The 16,702-nt window shown below is 69.8% G+C and carries 13 protein-coding genes; 6 read left to right on the top strand and 7 right to left on the bottom strand.

Going from position 1 to position 16,702, the window contains the following annotated elements; genetic code table 11:
• The first annotated feature begins 314 nt into the window (after positions 1-314).
• Positions 315-2,987 carry a hopanoid transporter HpnN gene (gene hpnN, locus AC1DK4_RS00670; RefSeq protein WP_441615011.1) on the top strand — a complete coding sequence of 891 codons (2,673 nt, stop codon included), beginning with the start codon at positions 315-317 and terminating at the stop codon, positions 2,985-2,987.
• A 13-nt stretch (positions 2,988-3,000) separates the two neighbouring features.
• Positions 3,001-3,891, top strand: a complete 891-nt coding sequence (locus tag AC1DK4_RS00675) for an MlaA family lipoprotein (protein ID WP_477131362.1) — start codon at positions 3,001-3,003, stop codon at positions 3,889-3,891.
• A 116-nt stretch (positions 3,892-4,007) separates the two neighbouring features.
• On the opposite strand, the gene AC1DK4_RS00680 is transcribed toward AC1DK4_RS00675, so the two are convergent.
• The 6 genes from AC1DK4_RS00680 to AC1DK4_RS00705 form a co-directional block, all read right to left on the bottom strand.
• Entirely contained in the window at positions 4,008-4,658 is a 651-nt protein-coding gene (locus AC1DK4_RS00680; protein WP_441615015.1) for a phosphorylase, read from the bottom strand.
• A gap of 35 nt (positions 4,659-4,693) precedes the next feature.
• Entirely contained in the window at positions 4,694-6,718 is a 2,025-nt protein-coding gene (shc, locus tag AC1DK4_RS00685) for a squalene--hopene cyclase (protein ID WP_441615016.1), read from the bottom strand.
• A 106-nt stretch (positions 6,719-6,824) separates the two neighbouring features.
• Positions 6,825-7,673: a presqualene diphosphate synthase HpnD gene (gene hpnD, locus AC1DK4_RS00690; RefSeq protein WP_441615018.1), complete on the bottom strand. Its 849-nt coding sequence runs from the start codon at positions 7,671-7,673 to the stop codon at positions 6,825-6,827.
• Between the two features lie 373 nt (positions 7,674-8,046).
• On the bottom strand, positions 8,047-8,268 hold the full coding sequence (locus tag AC1DK4_RS00695) for a hypothetical protein (RefSeq protein WP_441615020.1): 222 nt from the start codon (positions 8,266-8,268) through the stop codon (positions 8,047-8,049).
• 124 nt (positions 8,269-8,392) lie between these two features.
• The gene (locus AC1DK4_RS00700; protein WP_441615021.1) at positions 8,393-9,985 is read right to left on the bottom strand and encodes a gamma-glutamyltransferase family protein; all 1,593 of its coding nucleotides are present in this window, start codon (positions 9,983-9,985) and stop codon (positions 8,393-8,395) included.
• A 150-nt stretch (positions 9,986-10,135) separates the two neighbouring features.
• Positions 10,136-11,128 (bottom strand): Bug family tripartite tricarboxylate transporter substrate binding protein, encoded by a 993-nt coding sequence (locus tag AC1DK4_RS00705; RefSeq protein WP_441615023.1) that lies wholly within the window; start codon positions 11,126-11,128, stop codon positions 10,136-10,138.
• Between the two features lie 307 nt (positions 11,129-11,435).
• Between AC1DK4_RS00705 and AC1DK4_RS00710 the strand changes: the two genes are divergently transcribed.
• From AC1DK4_RS00710 to AC1DK4_RS00720, 3 genes are all read left to right on the top strand, one after another.
• Positions 11,436-12,341 carry a LysR substrate-binding domain-containing protein gene (locus AC1DK4_RS00710; RefSeq protein WP_441615025.1) on the top strand — a complete coding sequence of 302 codons (906 nt, stop codon included), beginning with the start codon at positions 11,436-11,438 and terminating at the stop codon, positions 12,339-12,341.
• Between the two features lie 196 nt (positions 12,342-12,537).
• A complete protein-coding gene (locus tag AC1DK4_RS00715) occupies positions 12,538-13,992 on the top strand; it encodes a GntP family permease (RefSeq protein ID WP_441643284.1) in 1,455 nt (484 codons plus the stop codon).
• A 246-nt stretch (positions 13,993-14,238) separates the two neighbouring features.
• Positions 14,239-14,673 (top strand): GFA family protein, encoded by a 435-nt coding sequence (locus AC1DK4_RS00720; RefSeq protein ID WP_441615029.1) that lies wholly within the window; start codon positions 14,239-14,241, stop codon positions 14,671-14,673.
• Between the two features lie 51 nt (positions 14,674-14,724).
• Here AC1DK4_RS00720 and AC1DK4_RS00725 read toward each other — a convergent pair whose 3' ends face one another.
• Positions 14,725-15,123, bottom strand: coding sequence for a DUF6632 domain-containing protein (locus tag AC1DK4_RS00725; RefSeq protein ID WP_441615031.1), 399 nt, complete (start codon positions 15,121-15,123; stop codon positions 14,725-14,727).
• A gap of 301 nt (positions 15,124-15,424) precedes the next feature.
• Between AC1DK4_RS00725 and AC1DK4_RS00730 the strand changes: the two genes are divergently transcribed.
• Complete coding sequence (locus AC1DK4_RS00730; RefSeq protein ID WP_477131363.1) at positions 15,425-16,663, top strand: YbfB/YjiJ family MFS transporter; 1,239 nt, start codon at positions 15,425-15,427, stop codon at positions 16,661-16,663.
• The last annotated feature ends 39 nt before the right edge of the window (positions 16,664-16,702 follow it).

Here is a 16,702-nt window from a genome sequence, read left to right on the forward strand (position 1 = left end):
ACAAAAGCCAGGCTGCAGACGGCTTGCGCGCACATGACGGGGCAGTATAGCGTACCGGCGCAGGCACGCACCGGGCCCGGCTCGCCCGCGTGGCGCCTCGCGCGCACCGCGGCGCGGCCCGGTACCCGAGCGCCATGCCGTGCCGTCCCGTTATACTCGCGGCTGCCGCTTTGTGCCTTTGCTTCGTCTTGTCGCTTGCATGAGGCTTCGCATTGCGACCAGAGCGGCACCTTGCGGCGTACCGTGCGCGGTACCTCCGCGTGTATCTTTTACCGCGCCCGCCGTAGCGCATCACTCAGGTCCCCATATCGCCCATGCTGACGTCGTCGGTCATTCGCATCGTCAAGTTCTCCACCCGCCGCGCCTGGCCCGTGATCGCGCTTGCGCTGTTGCTGACCATCGTCAGCGGTATCTATGTGGCTCGGCACTTCGCCATCAATACCGATATCAGCCGCCTGCTGGAATCGGACCAGCCCTGGGCGAAACGTGATGCCGCGGTCAGCGCCGCCTTTCCCCAGCGCGACCAGATGATCCTGGCCGTGGTGAAGGCGCCGGCCCCCGAGCTGGCCGATGCCGCCGCCGACGAGCTGGCCAAGGCGCTCGGGCAGCAGACCACGCGCTTTCGCGCGGTCAGCCAGCCCGGCGCCGGCGATTTCTTCGAGCACAACGGCCTGCTCTTCCTCGATACCGCCAAGCTGCGTGACGTGACCTCCCAGCTCAAGCAGGCGCGCCCGCTGCTCAACGCGCTGGCGCACGACCCGACCCTGCGCGGCCTGTCCGACACGCTCACCACCACGCTGAACCTGCCGCTGCAGCTGGGTCAGATCAAGCTGGGCGACATGGCCAAGCTGCTCGGCAGCAGCGCCGGGGTGGTCGACCAGGTGCTGGCCGGCAAGCCGGGCGCGCTGTCCTGGACCGGGCTGGTCGACTCCGGCCAGGAGCTGGCGCCCGGCGCCACGGCGATGTCCTTCGTCGCGCTCAGCCCCGTGCTCGACTACGCCGACCTGCAGGCCGGCGCCGGCGCGGCCGAAGCCATCCGCGCCACTGCGCTCAAGCTCGGGCTGGACAAGCGCTTCGGCGCCAGCGTGCACCTGACCGGCTCGCAGGCGCTGGCCGACGACGAGTTCGCCTCGGTCAAGGAAGGCGCCGCCATGAACGGCGTGCTGACCCTGCTGGTGGTGATCCTGATCCTGTGGCTGGCGCTGCGCTCCAAGCGGCTGATCATGGCGGTGCTGGCCAGCCTGCTGGTCGGCCTGGCCATCACCGCCGCGCTGGGACTGGCCATGGTGGGCGCGCTGAACATGATCTCGGTCGCCTTCGCCGTGCTGTTCGTCGGCCTGGGCGTGGACTTCGGCATCCAGTTCGGCGTGCGCTACCGCGCCGAGCGCCACACACACCCCGACATCCCCGACGCGCTCGCCTGCGCCGCCAAGGCGGTAGGCGTGCCGCTCGCGCTGGCCGCGGCCGCCACCGCGGCCGCCTTCTTCTGCTTCCTGCCGACCGACTACCGCGGCGTGGCGGAGCTGGGCAAGATCGCCGGCGTGGGCATGCTGGTGGCCTTCAGCACCACCATTACCCTGCTGCCGGCGCTGATCACCGTGATGCGCCCGAAGGACGAAGCCGGCCGGCTCGACGTGCCAGGCTTCAAGTGGCTGGCGCCCGCCGACGCCTTCTTCGAGCGCTACCGCACCCAGGTCCTGATCGCCACCCTCGGCGTGATCCTGGCGGGCGCGCCGCTGCTGATGCACCTGCGCTTCGATTTCGATCCGCTGCACCTCAAGGATCCGCACTCCGAATCGATGGCGACGCTGCTCTCGCTCAAGGATGCGCCCCAGGCCGGCACCGACAATGTCAATGTGCTGACCCCCTCGCTGGATGCCGCCAAGGCCGCCGCCGCCCGCCTGGCGGCGCTGCCCGAGGTGTCGCGCGTGGTCACGCTGCAGACCTTCATTCCCGACGACCAGCCGGCCAAGCTGGCGCTGATCGCCGATGCGAGCGCCAGCCTGATGCCGGTGCTGACGCAGACCGTGGCCACGCCGGCCAACGACGAGCGCCGCGTCAGCTCGCTCAAGAACGCGGCGCGCCAGCTGGCGCTCGCCGCCGAAGACCATCCCGGCCCCGGCGCGACGCAGGCCAGCCACCTGGCCGCGTCGCTGCGCAAGCTCGCCGCCGCCGATGCCGCCACGCGCGACCGCGCGGAGCAGGCCATCGCCCTGCCGCTGCGCCTGGCGCTGGCGCGCCTGCAGCGCACCCTGTCGCCGCAGCCGGTCACGCAGGCATCGCTGCCGCCCGCCATGGTGCGCGACTGGGTCGCACCGGACGGCCAGGCGCTGGTCAGCGTGAGTCCCAAGCTCCCCGCCGCGGCCAAGCCCGGCGATGCCGACGCCTCCAGCGTCGACAGCGATCTGCGCGACGCCGCGCTCAAGCGCTTTATCGATGCCGTGCAAGGCGTTGCGCCGGATGCCGTGGGCGGGCCGATCTCGATCCGCGGCTCGGCCGACACCATCATGACCGCCTTCGCCCAGGCCGGCGTGTGGGCCGTGGTGTCGATCACCATCTTGCTGTGGGTGACGCTGCGCCGCGTGGGCGACGTGCTGCGCACGCTGGTGCCGCTGCTGGTCTCGGCGCTGCTGACGCTGGAGCTGTGCGTGGTGTTCGGCATCCCGCTCAATTTCGCCAACGTGATTGCGCTGCCGCTGCTGTTCGGCATCGGCGTGGCATTCAAGATCTACTATGTGATTGCCTGGCGCGAAGGCAAGACGCACCTGCTGCAATCGCCGCTGACCCACGCCGTGCTCTTCAGCGCCGCCACCACCGCCACCGCCTTCGGCAGCCTCTGGCTGTCGCAGCATCCGGGCACCGCCAGCATGGGCAAGCTGCTGGCGCTGGCGCTGGCGTGCACGCTGGCCGGCGCCGTCTTCTTCCAGCCGATCCTGATGGGCAAGCCGCGCAAGCGGTCCGCGCCTGCCAAGGGGCCGGTCCACTGAAAACCCGCCAACCATGACGACCCGTTCCGATTACCGTCCCTCCAGTATTACCCGGCTGCTGCCGGCGCTGTCCCTCGCGCTGCTGGCCACAGCCTGCGCCAGCGGCCCCCAGGCCAGCCCGAACGACCCCATCGAGCCGTTCAACCGCGTCATATTCACGATCAATGACAAGGCCGACGAATACGTGGCGACCCCATTGGCCAAGGGCTATCGCGCCGTCACGCCGCAGCCCGTGCGCACCGCCATCACCAACTTCTACTCGAACCTCGCCGACGTCGGCAATTTCGTCAACAACGTGCTGCAGGGCAAGGGCGTCGACGCGRCCGAGACCTTCATGCGGATCGCCGTCAACTCCACGCTCGGCATCGGCGGCCTGATCGATATCGCCACGCCGGCCGGCCTTAGCAAGCACGCACAGGACTTCGGCCTGACCATGGGCGTGTGGGGCATACCCTCGGGCCCGTACCTGGTGCTGCCGCTGTTCGGCCCCAGCTCGATCCGCGACGGGATCGGCCTGTACGTGAACTTCCAGATCTCGCCCACCACGTGGGTCGACCAGGACTACCGCTACGGCCTGTACTTCCTGGGTTTCCTCGATGCCCGCACCAATGCGCTGGGCGCGACCGACCTGCTGACGCTGGCGGCGCTGGACAAATACAGTTTCGTACGGGATGGATACCTGCAGCGGCGCCAGTACCTGATCGACGGCGGCAGCGGCAAGCTGCCGCAATATGAAGACGACGACGCGCCGGCGGATGCCGCGCCGGCCGCGGCGCCCGGCGCACCGGCCTCTGCACCGGCCTCTGCGCCGGCCGCTACACCGGCCGAGGCAACGGCGGCACCGGTTCCGCCGCCAGCCGGCGGCGCGGAAAAGGCGCCGGACGAGAGCACCAGGAAGGAATAGTCATCAGCCTTGTGGTGGCCCGGGCGCCGAGGAGCGCCCAGGCTGCCCGCCTGCCGGAATCGTCCTGATTCCGGCGCAAGCCCCATCAAGCCCCATCAAGCCCGTTCGAGCCCCGTTCAGGCCAGCCCGAATCCCGTTCCCACGCGGCGCCGTGCCGCTTCCAGCCCCAGCCTCGCGCGCTTCGCATCGCGCGCCAGCCTGAGCAGGTCCGGCAACTGGCCGGGCCCGGCCAGCAAAGACTTCAATACCGCCCAGATATCGGTCCCGCCGTCCGCACCCATGCCGGCCACCGCAGCGGGCGGGACATCGCGCGCGGCCGGATCCACCACCACGCGGCAGGCGGCGAAGGGGACGCCGTATTCGTGCGCGATGCGTGCTGCGATATGGGATTCCATGTCGGCTGCCAGCGCGCCGGTGGCGGCATGCAGCGCGCTCTTGGCGGCCACGGAGGTAACCGGTGAATCATCGCCGGCGAGCGTGCCGGCGACGGCATCGGGCAGAGACCGGGACAGCGCCCGCAGCCAGGCGGCATCGGCCGGCCAGAAGCTGGCGCCTGCGCGGATGCCGGTGGCGAGGATCACCTTGCCGGGCAGCAGCGCGGGATCCAGCCCGCCGGCCACGCCGAAGCTGATCACCCCGGCGCAGGGCTGCGCCAGGCGCTCGCGCAGGCCTTGCGCCAGCGCCTCGGCGCGCAGGCCATGCAGGGTTTCGATGCCGGGTCCCGCGGCAATGCGGGCCTCGAAGCGCATGCCGGTCACCACGAGCATGGGACCGGCGCGGCGCGGCGCCGGGACTGCCGTGCTTACATCCCCCACGCCACCGCCCGCGTGCCGTCGCGGCGCAGGTTGCGGAAGCGGGCCAGCGCCCACAGCGGGAAGAAACGCGCGTAGCCGTGGTAACGCAGGTAGAACACGCGCGGGAAGCCCACCGCGGTGAAGCGCGCTTCGTTCCACAGGCCATCGGCCTGCTGCGTGCCGACCAGGTAATCGATGCCGCGCGCCACGGCCGGATGATCGACGGCGCCGGCCGCCATCAGCGCCAGCACCGCCCACGCGGTCTGCGAGGCCACGCTCGGCGCGGGCTCGTAGCCCTTGTAGTCGAGGCGGTAGCTGCTGCCGTCCTCGCCCCAGCCACCGTCGGCGTTCTGGATCGAGATCAGCCACTCGGCGGCGCGGCGCATCTCCGGCGCCTCCGGGTCCATGCCCGCGGCGTTGAGCGCGCACAAGGCGCTCCAGGTGCCGTAGATATAGTTCATGCCCCAGCGGCCATACCAGCTGCCGTCGGCCATCTGCTCGTCCAGCAGGTAGCGCAGCGCGCGCTTGAAGGCGTCGCTGCTGGTGGCGCTCTCGCCGAGCTGCGCCAGCATCGACAGGCAGCGCGCCGAGACATCGGCGGTGGGCGGATCGAGCAGCGCGCCGTGGTCGGCGAACGGAATGTTGTTGAGGTACTCGTGCGTGTTCTCGGGCTCGAAGGCACCCCAGCCGCCGTTGCTGCTCTGCATGCCTTCGACCCATTCGCGCGCGCGCGAAACGGCTTCGCCATAGCGCTCGCGGTGGCTGGCCGCCGTCACGGCGGGCGCGCCGGCGCCCACGCGCGCGGCGCGGTCCATGGCCATGGCCACCACGGCGGTGTCGTCCACGTCCGGGTAATGCGGATTGGCGTACTGGAAGGCCCAGCCGCCGGGGCGCACGTCCGGGCGCCGCACGATCCAGTCGCCGCGCACGTCCAGCTCCTGCAGCGGCACCAGCCATTGCAGGCCGCGCTCGGCGGCCGCCTCGGCGCGCGCGCCGCCGGCTTCCAGCAGGGCATGGCTGGCCAGCGAGGTGTCCCACACCGGCGACAGGCAAGGCTGGCAATACGCTTCGTCGCCATGCACCACCAGCAGCTTCTCGACGGACGCGCGCGCGATCGCCACGTCCGGATCGGTCCTCGGCACGCCCAGCACGTCGAACATCATCACGGCGTTCGCCATGGCCGGGAAGATGGCGCCCAGGCCGTCCTCGCCGTTCAGGCGTTCGCGCACGAACCGCTCCGCACGGTCGATGGCGCGCTTGCGCAGGCTGCGCGGGAACAGCGGCTCGGCCACGCGCAGGCCGGCATCGACCACGCGGAAGAAGCTGAACCACGCGCGTCCCTGGTGGGGCGCCTTGGCTGGCAGGCGCGTGGCCTGGCACGGGCGCAGGAACAGCTCGTCGATGCCCACGCCGCGCGGATTGCGCGCCTGCGGACGCAGGCTGTTGAGCACCAGCAGCGGCACGATCACCGTGCGGGCCCAGTACGCCACCTTGGAAAGATGGAACGGGAACCACAGGGGCAGCAGCATGATCTCCACCGGCATCATCGGCACCGCCTGCCACGGCATCACGCCGTACAGCGCCAGCAGCGTGCGGGTGAAGACATTGCTGCCCTCGGCGCCGCCCTGCGCATGAATGGAGGCGCGCGCGCGGCGCATGTGCTCGGCATCGGGGTCGTCACCGATCATCTTCAGCGCGAAATACGCCTTCACGCTGGCGCTGATGTCGGACGCGCCCTGGTGGAACAGCGGCCAGCCGCCGTCGGCATTCTGGATGCGGCGCAGGTAGCGCGCGATGCGCGCTTCCAGCACGGTATCGGCGGTCTCGCCCAGGTAATGCACCAGCAGGACGTACTCGGCCGGGATGGTGGCGTCGGCTTCCAGCTCGAACACCCAATGGCCGTCCGGCTGCTGGGCCGCCAGCAGGGCGTCCTGCGCGCGGCCGATCGCGCCTTCCAGCGCGCCCGCCTGCGGCGCGCCGTGCGCGACAGCCGCAGGGATGGCCGGATCGGTGGATATTGCTACTTGGCTCATCGGTTTCGATGTCCTCTCTTCAACAACGCAAATTACAGCAATGCCGCACGCTCGCCGGGCCCATGACGGGCGGCGACCGCGTACGGCGGCAAATCAGCGCACCGCCTCAGACGAGACCGTGCCGCAACAGGATCCAGAGCGCGCGGGCGCGGGGCACCCTCACCCGTTCGCGCGGCGTGGTCCAGCCGCGGGCCAGCAAGCGCTGCAGCACCACGTGGTAGACCTCGCCCATGATGCGCGGCGAGCGCACCACGCGGCGCGGGCAGTTCGCCATGATCGCGAACGCCTTGTCATAGTGCGCCTGGGCCTGCCCCGCCACTTCCAGGCAGGCGCGGCCCACGGCCGGATGGCCGACGATGGCCTGCGGCGCGCCCAGCGGCACGCCAGCATTGGTGAGCGCTTCGGCCGGCAGGTACACGCGGCCCAGCCCGGCGTCCTCGTCGATGTCGCGCAGGATATTGGTCAGCTGCAGCGCACGGCCCAGGTGATAGGCCAGCGCCACGCCGGCATCGCGCTCCATGCCGAACACGCGCACCGCAAGCCGGCCAACCGCGCTCGCCACGCGATCGCAATACAGGTCCAGCGTGGCGGCGTCGGGCGCGCGCACATCGCCCACCACATCCATGGCCATGCCATCGATGACCGCCAGGAAATCCTCCTGCAGCAGCCCGAAGCGCTGGATCTGCGCATGCAAGCCGCGCAAGGCGGGCGGCGGCGAACCGGCATAGCAGGCGGCCAGGTCGGCGCGCCAGGCATCCAGCCCGGCCAGGCGCGCGGGACGCGGGTCATCGCCGTCGGCGATATCGTCCACCGCCCGGCAGAAGGCATAGATCTCGAACATCGCCTGCCGCTGCACGGCAGGCAGGATCTTCATGGCGGCATGGAACGAACTGCCGGACGAGACGGCATTGCCTGCGGGTGGGACGTTTTGCACTGCGATATCGGTTCCGGCCACGTAACTCCCCGTCACGCGTTGAGCCGCCTCCGCCGCACGCCCCGTTCCCGGAAAAGCACACGGGAAAAGGCACGCACAGCCAGGGCGGCATGATTTTGGGTAATTCGGGATTATAGCAAGGCGCGCCGTGGAGGGCCTGCTAGCGGGCAGCGGGGTGAACTTCGGACGCCAGGGCGCGGGAATGCAGGGGGCGGGCTGCGCAGAGCGGCGGCGAATGCGCCCGGGAAGTGCTCGACATGCACCGCTGGAAGCGTCTATCAAGCGCCCATCGAGCGCCCATCAATATCCCGATGAATCACAAAAGCAGGGATCAGACGAGCCGGCGCGCCCGCCTGCGAAAGACACGCAGGCGCGCGGTCGTGCGGGGCGCGGCTCAGGCGCCGCTTACCCGGCCTCGCAGCCGGAGCACGACAAACCCTCTCAGGCCGGGATCATAGCGGGCAAATTCGAACCCCTTGCCGGCCGGATCCACCGGCACCCGGTCGGCCGCGGCCTGTGCCAGGGCCCATTCGGTGGCCGCCTGCATCCTGCGAAGATCGGCCAGCACTGCCGGCGAAACACGGTCGAGCAAGCGACGCGAACGGAGCGCTTCCATGGCGGCCTCCCTTGGGCTGGCAATCAGGACGCCCTCAGTCTATGCCCCACCTGCGCCTGCCTGATGTGTTCCAGCCCACACATCGCGCCATGTTCCCCGCGCCGCGAGAACGGAAGCCCGGTGCTCAGAATCCCACCGGATAGCCGTCCTTGCGGTGATCCGAAGCGGCCGCGTAGCCGCTGTCGAGCCGCATCGCTATCTGGGCGCCGCCGAAGTCCAGGTTGCCCTGCGGCGCCACCTCGACCTTGTGCCCGCGCGCGCGCAGCCCTGCCACGGTGGCTTCCGGGCAGTTCCATTCCACCGAGATGGTGCTGTTGTCGTCCAGCACACGCCAGCGCGGGCCGTCGCACGCGGCTTGCGGGTTCTGGCCGAAGTCCGCCAGGCGGCTGGCCATCTGCACATGGCCCTGGGCCTGCATCGAGCCACCCATCACGCCGAAGCTGGCCAGCGGCTTGCCCTGGCGCATCAGGAAGCCGGGGATGATGGTGTGGAACGGCCGCTTGCCGGGACTGACCTGGTTGGGGTGGCCGGGCTTGAGGTTGAAGCCCCAGCCGCGGTTATGCAGCGCGATGCCGGTGCCGGGCACCACCACGCCGGAGCCGAAGCCCTTGAAATTGGACTGGATGTACGAAACCATCATGCCGTTGCGGTCCGCCGCGGTCAGGTAGACCGTGCCGCCGCTGTGCGGCTTGCCGGGGCCGGCCGCGCCGGCACGCTCGAGGTCGATGGTCCTGGCGCGGCTGGCCAGGTAGCGGCGATCCAGCAGATCGGCCGCCTGCACCTCGGTCATCGCCGTGTGGTCGCCTACGTAGGCATGCAGGTCGGCAAAGGCCAGCTTCATGGCTTCCACCTGCACGTGGATGGCCGCGGCGGAGTCCACGCCCATGCCGGCCACGTCGAACTGTTCCAGCATGCCCAGCGCCATCAGCGCGCCGATGCCCTGCCCGTTCGGGCCGATCTCGAACAGCTCCAGGTCGCGGTAGGCCGTGCTGATCGGCTGGACCCAGTCAGCGCGGTGCGCGGCCAGGTCCGCCTCGGTGATCAGCCCGCCGGTGGCGCGCGCGTGCGCGGCAATGCGGCCGGCCAGTTCGCCATGATAGAAATCGTCGCCCTTGGTCTCGGCGATGCGGGCCAGCGTCCGCGCCTGGCCCTCGCAGATAAAGCGCTCGCCCGGCAGCGGCGCGCGGCCGTTCGGCGCGAAGGCGTCGGCAAAGCCCGGCTTGTCGATCAGCACCGGCACCTGCGCCTGCCACTGGCGGTGCACGGTGTGCGAGACCAGGTAGCCATTGCGCGCATATTCCAGCGCGGGCTCGAACAGGTCAGCGAACGGCAGGCTGCCGAACTTTTCCCAGGTGGCACGCCAGCCGGACACCGCGCCTGGCACGGTCACGGTGTCCCAGCCGTTGGGGGGCATGCTGTCGTAGCGCGAGAAATACTCCGGCGTCCAGGCCGCGGGCGCGCGGCCGCTGGCGTTCAGGCCGTGCAGTTCCTTGCCGTCCCAGATCAGCGCGAAGGCATCGCCACCGATCCCGTTCATGCAGGGCTCGACCACGGTCAGGGCGATGGCGGTGGCCAGCGCCGCGTCCACGGCGTTGCCGCCGCGGGCCAGCATGCGCAGCCCGGCCGCGGCCGCCAGCGGCTGCGAGGTGGCCACCACGTTGTCGGCCAGGACCGGCACGCGCTGCGAGGGATAGGGGAAATTCCAGAAATTGGTCATGGGACTAAGCGCTTGCGCCCGGTGAGCGGCGATTGAAAGTTGAGGAATCAGGGGACTGCAACGCCCGGTAGCCACCGTCGCGGGACGGCTGCTGCCGGGCACTTCAAGAACAAGAAAACGACGGAAAGCGCGATGTCTTCACGGCTGCGTCTATTCGATCCGCACGTTGGCCGCGCGCGCCACCTTTTCCCACGTGCGCATCTCGTCGCCGATCATCTGGCCGAACTGCTCGGGCGGGGTGTACTTGATCTGCACGCCCTGCGCTTCCATYGACGCGCCAAGCTCGGGCGAGGCCAGCACCTCCTTCATGGCGGCGGCAAGCTGCCGGACCACCTGCGGCGGCGTGCCCTTCGGCGCGACCAGGCCAAACAGGTTGTCGGCACGGAAATCGCGGATGCCCGCCTCGGTCACGGTCTGCGCATCGGGCAGCGAACTCACGCGCTGCCCGGACGCCACCGCCAGCAGGCGCAGCTTGCCGGATTTCACATGCGGCAGCGCCGAGGGAATGCTGTCGAACATCAGGGTGGAGCGCCCGGCGATCAGGTCCGGCAGTGCGAACGAGCTGCCCTTGTATGGCACGTGCACCACGTCCACCCCGGTGCGCAGCTTGAACAGCTCCGATTCCAGGTGCGACAGCGTGCCGGCGCCCTGCGAGGCGAAGTTGTACTTGCCGGGCGAGGCCTTGAGCAGGCTCACCAGCTCGGGCACCGAATGCACCGGCAGCGAGGCCGGCACCACCAGGATATGCGGCACGGTGCCGATGCCCGCGATGGGCACGAAATCCCGGCTCAGGCTGGCAGGCTGGCTGTTGTACGTGGCTGCCGCGATGGCGGCATTGCTGACGGCAGCCAGGTACAGCGTGTAGCCGTCGGGCGCGGCCTTGGCCGCGTAGCCCATGCCGATGGCGCCGCCCGCGCCCGGGCGGTTGTCCACCACCACGGGCTGCCTGAGCACGGTGGACAAGCGCTGCCCCACCGCACGCGCCAGCACGTCGGTGGCGCCGGACGGCGGGAAGGACAACACCAGTTGCACCGGGTGGTCGGGATAGTCCGCGGCGGCGGCCGGCGCGGCGGCGCCGAGGGCCAGTGCCAGCAGCAGGCCGGCATGGCACGAACGTGTGCGGAAAAGCGACTGCGTGAACATGATCAGGGTAGCTCCGGAAAGCGTCGAGAGACGTTGACTGCCTAGGTAGGTTCGGATGCGTTCCAGGGCGCAGCCGCTTTGCCTGCCAGCTTGTTTGCGCGCCCCTGTCATGCTGGATCTGCTTCGCCTTCGGGCGATATGCCGGCTGATGGGAAGTGATGATTCTAGGGCGGGCTTCCGGACACCGGGATGCGGATCGGCCATAAGGCTATGCGAAAATGGAATACCCCTGTGGAAGATCCGTGCGAGAGGCCCGCGGCGATCCGTTCACGGGACCACCCGAAACAGTCCTAGGAACGCGCAAGCCATGCAACTGAAATGGATCGACGACCTGCTGGTCCTGGAAAAGACCCGCAGCTTCTCGCGTGCCGCCGAGTTGCGGCACATCACGCAATCGGCCCTGTCGCGGCGCATCCGCTCCCTGGAAGACTGGGCCGGCGCGGTGCTGGTCGACCGCAACACCTTCCCGCTCGATCTCACGCCCGCGGGCAAGACCTTCTGCGCCAGCGGCCGCGAAGCGCTGACCCTGCTGATGGACGCGCGCGCCACCCTGCGCCAGGAAAGCCGCATGCCGGGCAAGGCCATCCAGATCGCCGCCGGGCACACCTTGTCGCTGACCTTCCTGCCCACCTGGCTCAAAGCCTGCCAGGCCCGCTACGGCCAGTTCAATGCACGCGTGGTGGCCGCCAACGTGCTCGAAGCGGTGGTGGCCTTGTCGGAGGGCAACTGCGACCTGATGCTGGGCTACAACCATGCGCGCGTGCCGGTCTCGCTGGATACCGACAAGTTCCGCAGCCTGACCGTGGGCCATGACCTGCTGATGCCGCTGAGCGCGCCCAACTTGCGCGGCGGCCCGCTGTTCTCGCTGGGCGGCAGCGGCCACAAGCCGATTCCCTACCTGGCCTATACCGCCGGCACCACGCTCGGGCGCGTGGTGGAGGTCATCCTGGAAGGCACGCCGCCGCGCCGCCCCCTGGAGCGCTGCTACGAGGCGGATATGGCGATCCTGCTGATGAAGATGGCCATCGAAGGGCACGGCGTGGCCTGGCTGCCGCGCACCACCGCGGCCGACGCGCTGGCCGCGGGCACCCTGGTGCCGGCCGGCGATGCCACATGGCACTCCGGACTCGACATCTGCGCCTACCGCGCGGCCCACGCCGGCAACCCTACCCTGCTCGAACTCTGGGAGGTGCTGGAGCGGCAGGCGCAATAGCGTGGCGCCGCGTGCGCCACGCCGCATGCCGGCGTCACCTATGCTGTAGACGTTTGCGGATTGCCCCCGCGACTGGCCCGGGCCGGCGCCCGAACCGGGACGCGAGGCCGCCTCCGGCCTGCTGTCCCGGCACGTGGATGCGCTGTGCCGGCGCTCCTCCTGCGACCTCGACCAACTGCTACGGGAGAACTGCCCCATGGGTCTTGCTGGCATCCTGTTCGCCCTTGGCCTGCTGATCTGGCTGGCCTACCGGGGCTGGAGCATCCTGCTGCTGGCGCCGGCCGCCGCGCTGCTGGCCGCGGCCACGGCGGGCGAGCCGCTGCTGGCGCACTGGACCCAGACCTTCATGGCCAATGCGGCGGGCTTCTTCGCGCAGTTCTTCCCGCTGTTCCTGCTGGGCGCGCTGTTCGGCAAGCTGATGGACGACAGCGGCTCGGTCAACGCCATCGCCGCCTGGATGATCCTCAAGCTCGGCCCGCGGCGGGCCATCCTGGCGGTGGTGCTGGCCGGTGCGCTGGTCACCTATGGCGGGGTCAGCCTGTTCGTGGCCTTTTTCGTGCTGGCGCCGATGGCACAGGCGCTGTTTGCCGCCGCGCAGATCCCGCGCCGGCTGATGCCGGCTGCGATCGCGCTTGGGACCTCCACCTTCACCATGTCCGCGCTGCCGGGCACGCCGGCCATCCAGAACGCCATCCCCATGCCGTTCTTCGGCACCACGCCGTTCGCCGCGCCGGGCCTGGGCGTGATTGCCGCGGCCATCATGCTGGGCTTCGGGCTCTGGTGGCTGGGGCGGGTGGAGCGTGCCGCGCGCCGCGCGGGCGAGACCTTCGGCGACCATGCGCTGGCTTGCGCCGACCGCGCTGCCGACGATGCGCTGGTGCGCGAGCGCGCCACCGTGGCGCGCGAATTCGATCCCGCCGAGGCCCACCGCGGCGCGCGCAGCGAAGAACTGCCTGCCGTGTGGAGCGCCTTCGCGCCGCTGGTGGTGGTGGTCGCCGTCAACCTGGTCATGAGCCTGCTGGTACTGCCGCGCCAGGACGCCGGCTACCTGGCCGACGAGCGCTGGGGCGGCACCAGCCTGGCGGCGCTGGGCGGGGTGTGGTCGGTAATCGTGGCGCTGGCGGCCGCCACGCTCTGCCTGCTGATCCTGCACCGCAAGCGCCTGCGCAAGCTGCGCGAGAGCATGGACGCCGGCGCCAATGCGGCCGTGCTGCCGGCCGTGAGCGTGGCCAGCCTGGTGGGTTTCGGCGCGGTGGTGGCAGCCCTGCCCGGCTTCGACGTGGTGCGCGACTGGGTGCTGTCGATCGAGGGCGGTCCGCTGGTATCGCTCGCGGTGGCCACCAATGTGCTGGCCGCGCTGACCGGCTCGGCCTCGGGCGGCCTGACCATCGCGCTGCAGGCGCTCGGCGGCACCTATCTGCAACTGGCCGAAGTCACCGGCATCGACCCGGCCCTGATGCACCGTGTCGCCGTGATCGGCGCCGGCACGCTCGACAGCCTGCCGCACAACGGCGCGGTGGTAACCCTGCTGGCGGTGTGCGGCACCACCCACCGCGAGAGCTATCGTGACATCGTGGTGGTGGGCATCGCCGGCCCCATCGCCGCACTGGTCGCGGTGATCCTCATCGGCGGGACCTTCGGATCCTTCTAACGACGGCTGCGGCCGCCGCGATCCTGGCTCCCGGGCGAATGCACGTTGCACCGGCGCGGTAGCGGCAGGGCGCGCCACGTCTTTCGTCACCGAGGTACGGTCGTCCGGCAGCGGGTTGCCGGTGGGGCAGGATTCACGCCCGTGTTCCGCCCCTGCGCTCACTCGTGATATGGTCGCCGGACGCTGCATCTCCCCAATGCAGGATGCATCCGTTCAACGTCCTTATCGGAACCCCGGAGCCGTCGCATGCTCACCACCGGCAGCTGCCACTGCGGCAATATCTCGTTCACGCTCGACTGGAAGTCCGACGCGCCGGAGATCCCCGCGCGCCGCTGCACCTGCTCGTTCTGCACCAAGCATGGCGGGGTCTGGACCTCCTGCCCCGAGGGCTCGCTGAGGGTCATCGTCAAGGACCCCGCCGCCGTCTCCGGATACGCCTTCGGCACCGAGACTGCCCGCTTCCATGTCTGCACCCGCTGCGGTGTGGTCCCGCTGGTCAGCTGCCAGATCGGCGGGCGGCTCTATGCGGTGGTCAGCGTCAATGCGCTGGAAGGCGTGGATCCGGCGCTGGTGCGCCATCCCGCAAGCACCACCTTCGACGGCGAAAGCACGGAGGACCGGCTGGCGCGGCGGCAGCGCAACTGGATTGCGGATGTGGAGATCCTGCCGGCCGGCGCATAGCGCCCGGCACCTCCGGGCGGCCGGCCTGCCCCGGAGCGCCCGGCCCGCGGCCTAGCGCTCCCCGCGCAGCCGCCGCACCGTCGATCCGCGCGGTGTCAGCACGGCCAGCACCGCTGCTGCGATAAGCAAACCGGGCACGTCGCCAAGCAGGTGCCCGCGCTGGTGCACGCTCGCGAGCGCCTCGACAGCCATGATGCCGCCGTGCACCAGGCTCGACCACACCGTGAACCAGATCAGGCTCAGGTGGCGCAGCGGATCGCGCGCCGCGAGGATCAGGAACACACCCAGCGTCGCGTAGATGCCGACGATCATCAGCGGATAGTCCGAGTACCCGCTGTGCCATGCCCAGCCGGATGGCCACAGCACCATCAGCGGATAGAGCGCGAGCGCAACCGCGCCCACCACTACCAGCGCGATCCGGAGCAGCCGAAGGCGGGCGTTGTCTGTCATTTTCGCTCTCCCGTTTGCATAGCTAACACGCCAGGCCATTGTTTCACGCGCATCCGCGGGTCTCAACGCATGCCGGGCCCGGCATGCGGGGTGCCGAACAGACCGGCATGAAGCGGGCCCGGCCATCTCGTCCTGCTGTGCACTATTTGCCACAAAAAATCTGCTTGCGTTTTATATCGAGTGTTATAGTATCCGTTCTATATCGATCGCAACAAAACAAGGCAATCGCTTTCACGCTGACGCCGTTCCCACAATGGAAGGCCTGTCGCCAACGGCTTCGGGTCCATCGCAGGAGAAGTTCATGTCACAAGACACCCTTGCCATGCCAGGCCGCGCCAGCGCGCTGGATGCGCAAGCCATGTTCGCCATGCTGGCCGGCCTTTGCGGCAGCCTGGTCGCCATCGGGCTGGCCCGGTTCGCCTACACGCCCCTGATCCCTTCGCTGATCCAGGCGCACTGGTTCACCTCGTCACAAGCAGTGACGCTCGGCGCGGCCAATTTCGCCGGCTACCTGGCCGGCGCCTTGCTGGGCCGCCCGCTCGCCAGCGCGCTGTCCAACCGCAGCGCGCTGCGCTTGCTGATGCTGGTCGCCACGGTGGCCTTCTTTGCCTGCGGCTTTCCGCTTTCCGTGAGCTGGTTCTTCCTGTGGCGCTTTGCTTCGGGCTTGTCGGGCGGCGCCATCATGGTGCTGGTGGCGACCACGATCCTGCCGCACATCCCGCCGGCGCGCCGCGGCTTCGCGGGGGGCATGATCTTCCTCGGGCTGGGCCTTGGCATCGCCGCGTCCGGCACCATCGTTCCGCAACTGCTGCAGCTTGGCCTGCGGGACACGTGGCTCGGGCTCGGCGTGGTGGCCCTCGTGCTGACCGCGGTGAGCTGGTTCGGCTGGCCCGGCGATAACGCAGCGCAAGCCGCCGGCGCCGCTAGCGCGCCAGCGCAATCCGCTGCCGCCCCGGCCCGCGGCGCGAACACGGCCATGCGGGTGTTGTATGCCCAGTACGCAGCGAACGCGCTGGGCCTGGTGCCAGCCATGGTGCTGCTGGTCGATTATGTAGCGCGCGGGCTCGGCCGCGGTGCGGCCGTCGGTGCGAGCTATTGGGTCTTGTACGGCATTGCGGCCATCGCCGGCCCGGTCCTGTGCGGCAACGTCGCGGACCGCATCGGCTTCCGCTCCGCCTATCGCATCGCGCTGGCGCTGCAGGCGCTTGCAGCGGCCATGCTGGCGCTGTCGGGCAGCGCCGTGCTGATCGGCGTTGCCACGGTCATCCTCGGTATTTTCACGCCCGGCATCGTGCCGCTTACGCTGGGCCRCATCCATGAAATGGTGCCGCACGACCATGTCGAGCAGCGTGCCGCGTGGAGCCGCGCCACCACGGCGTTCGCGCTATTCCAGGCGCTCGGCGGCTACGGCTACTCCTATCTGTTCGGCGTTTCGCACAACAACTATGCGCTGATCTTCGCCTGCGGCGGCGTGGCGCTGGTCGTGGCGCTGCTCGCAGACTTCGCGGTGCGCCGCCAGGACGCAAGCCGCGCGCACTGAGAGCGAACCATCCATCCAGCCCGGCGAGGCGCTCCGCCG

The sequence above is a fragment of the Cupriavidus sp. 05N38 genome, assembly GCF_056397345.1.

Coding starts and splice junctions, on each gene's coding strand:
- hpnN (WP_441615011.1), top strand. CDS start 315: ATGCTGACGTCGTCGGTCATTCGCATCGTCAAGTTCTCCACCCGCCGC.
- AC1DK4_RS00680 (WP_441615015.1), bottom strand. CDS start 4,658: ATGCTCGTGGTGACCGGCATGCGCTTCGAGGCCCGCATTGCCGCGGGA.
- shc (WP_441615016.1), bottom strand. CDS start 6,718: ATGAGCCAAGTAGCAATATCCACCGATCCGGCCATCCCTGCGGCTGTC.
- AC1DK4_RS00695 (WP_441615020.1), bottom strand. CDS start 8,268: ATGGAAGCGCTCCGTTCGCGTCGCTTGCTCGACCGTGTTTCGCCGGCA.
- AC1DK4_RS00700 (WP_441615021.1), bottom strand. CDS start 9,985: ATGACCAATTTCTGGAATTTCCCCTATCCCTCGCAGCGCGTGCCGGTC.
- AC1DK4_RS00710 (WP_441615025.1), top strand. CDS start 11,436: ATGCAACTGAAATGGATCGACGACCTGCTGGTCCTGGAAAAGACCCGC.
- AC1DK4_RS00715 (WP_441643284.1), top strand. CDS start 12,538: ATGGGTCTTGCTGGCATCCTGTTCGCCCTTGGCCTGCTGATCTGGCTG.
- AC1DK4_RS00720 (WP_441615029.1), top strand. CDS start 14,239: ATGCTCACCACCGGCAGCTGCCACTGCGGCAATATCTCGTTCACGCTC.
- AC1DK4_RS00725 (WP_441615031.1), bottom strand. CDS start 15,123: ATGACAGACAACGCCCGCCTTCGGCTGCTCCGGATCGCGCTGGTAGTG.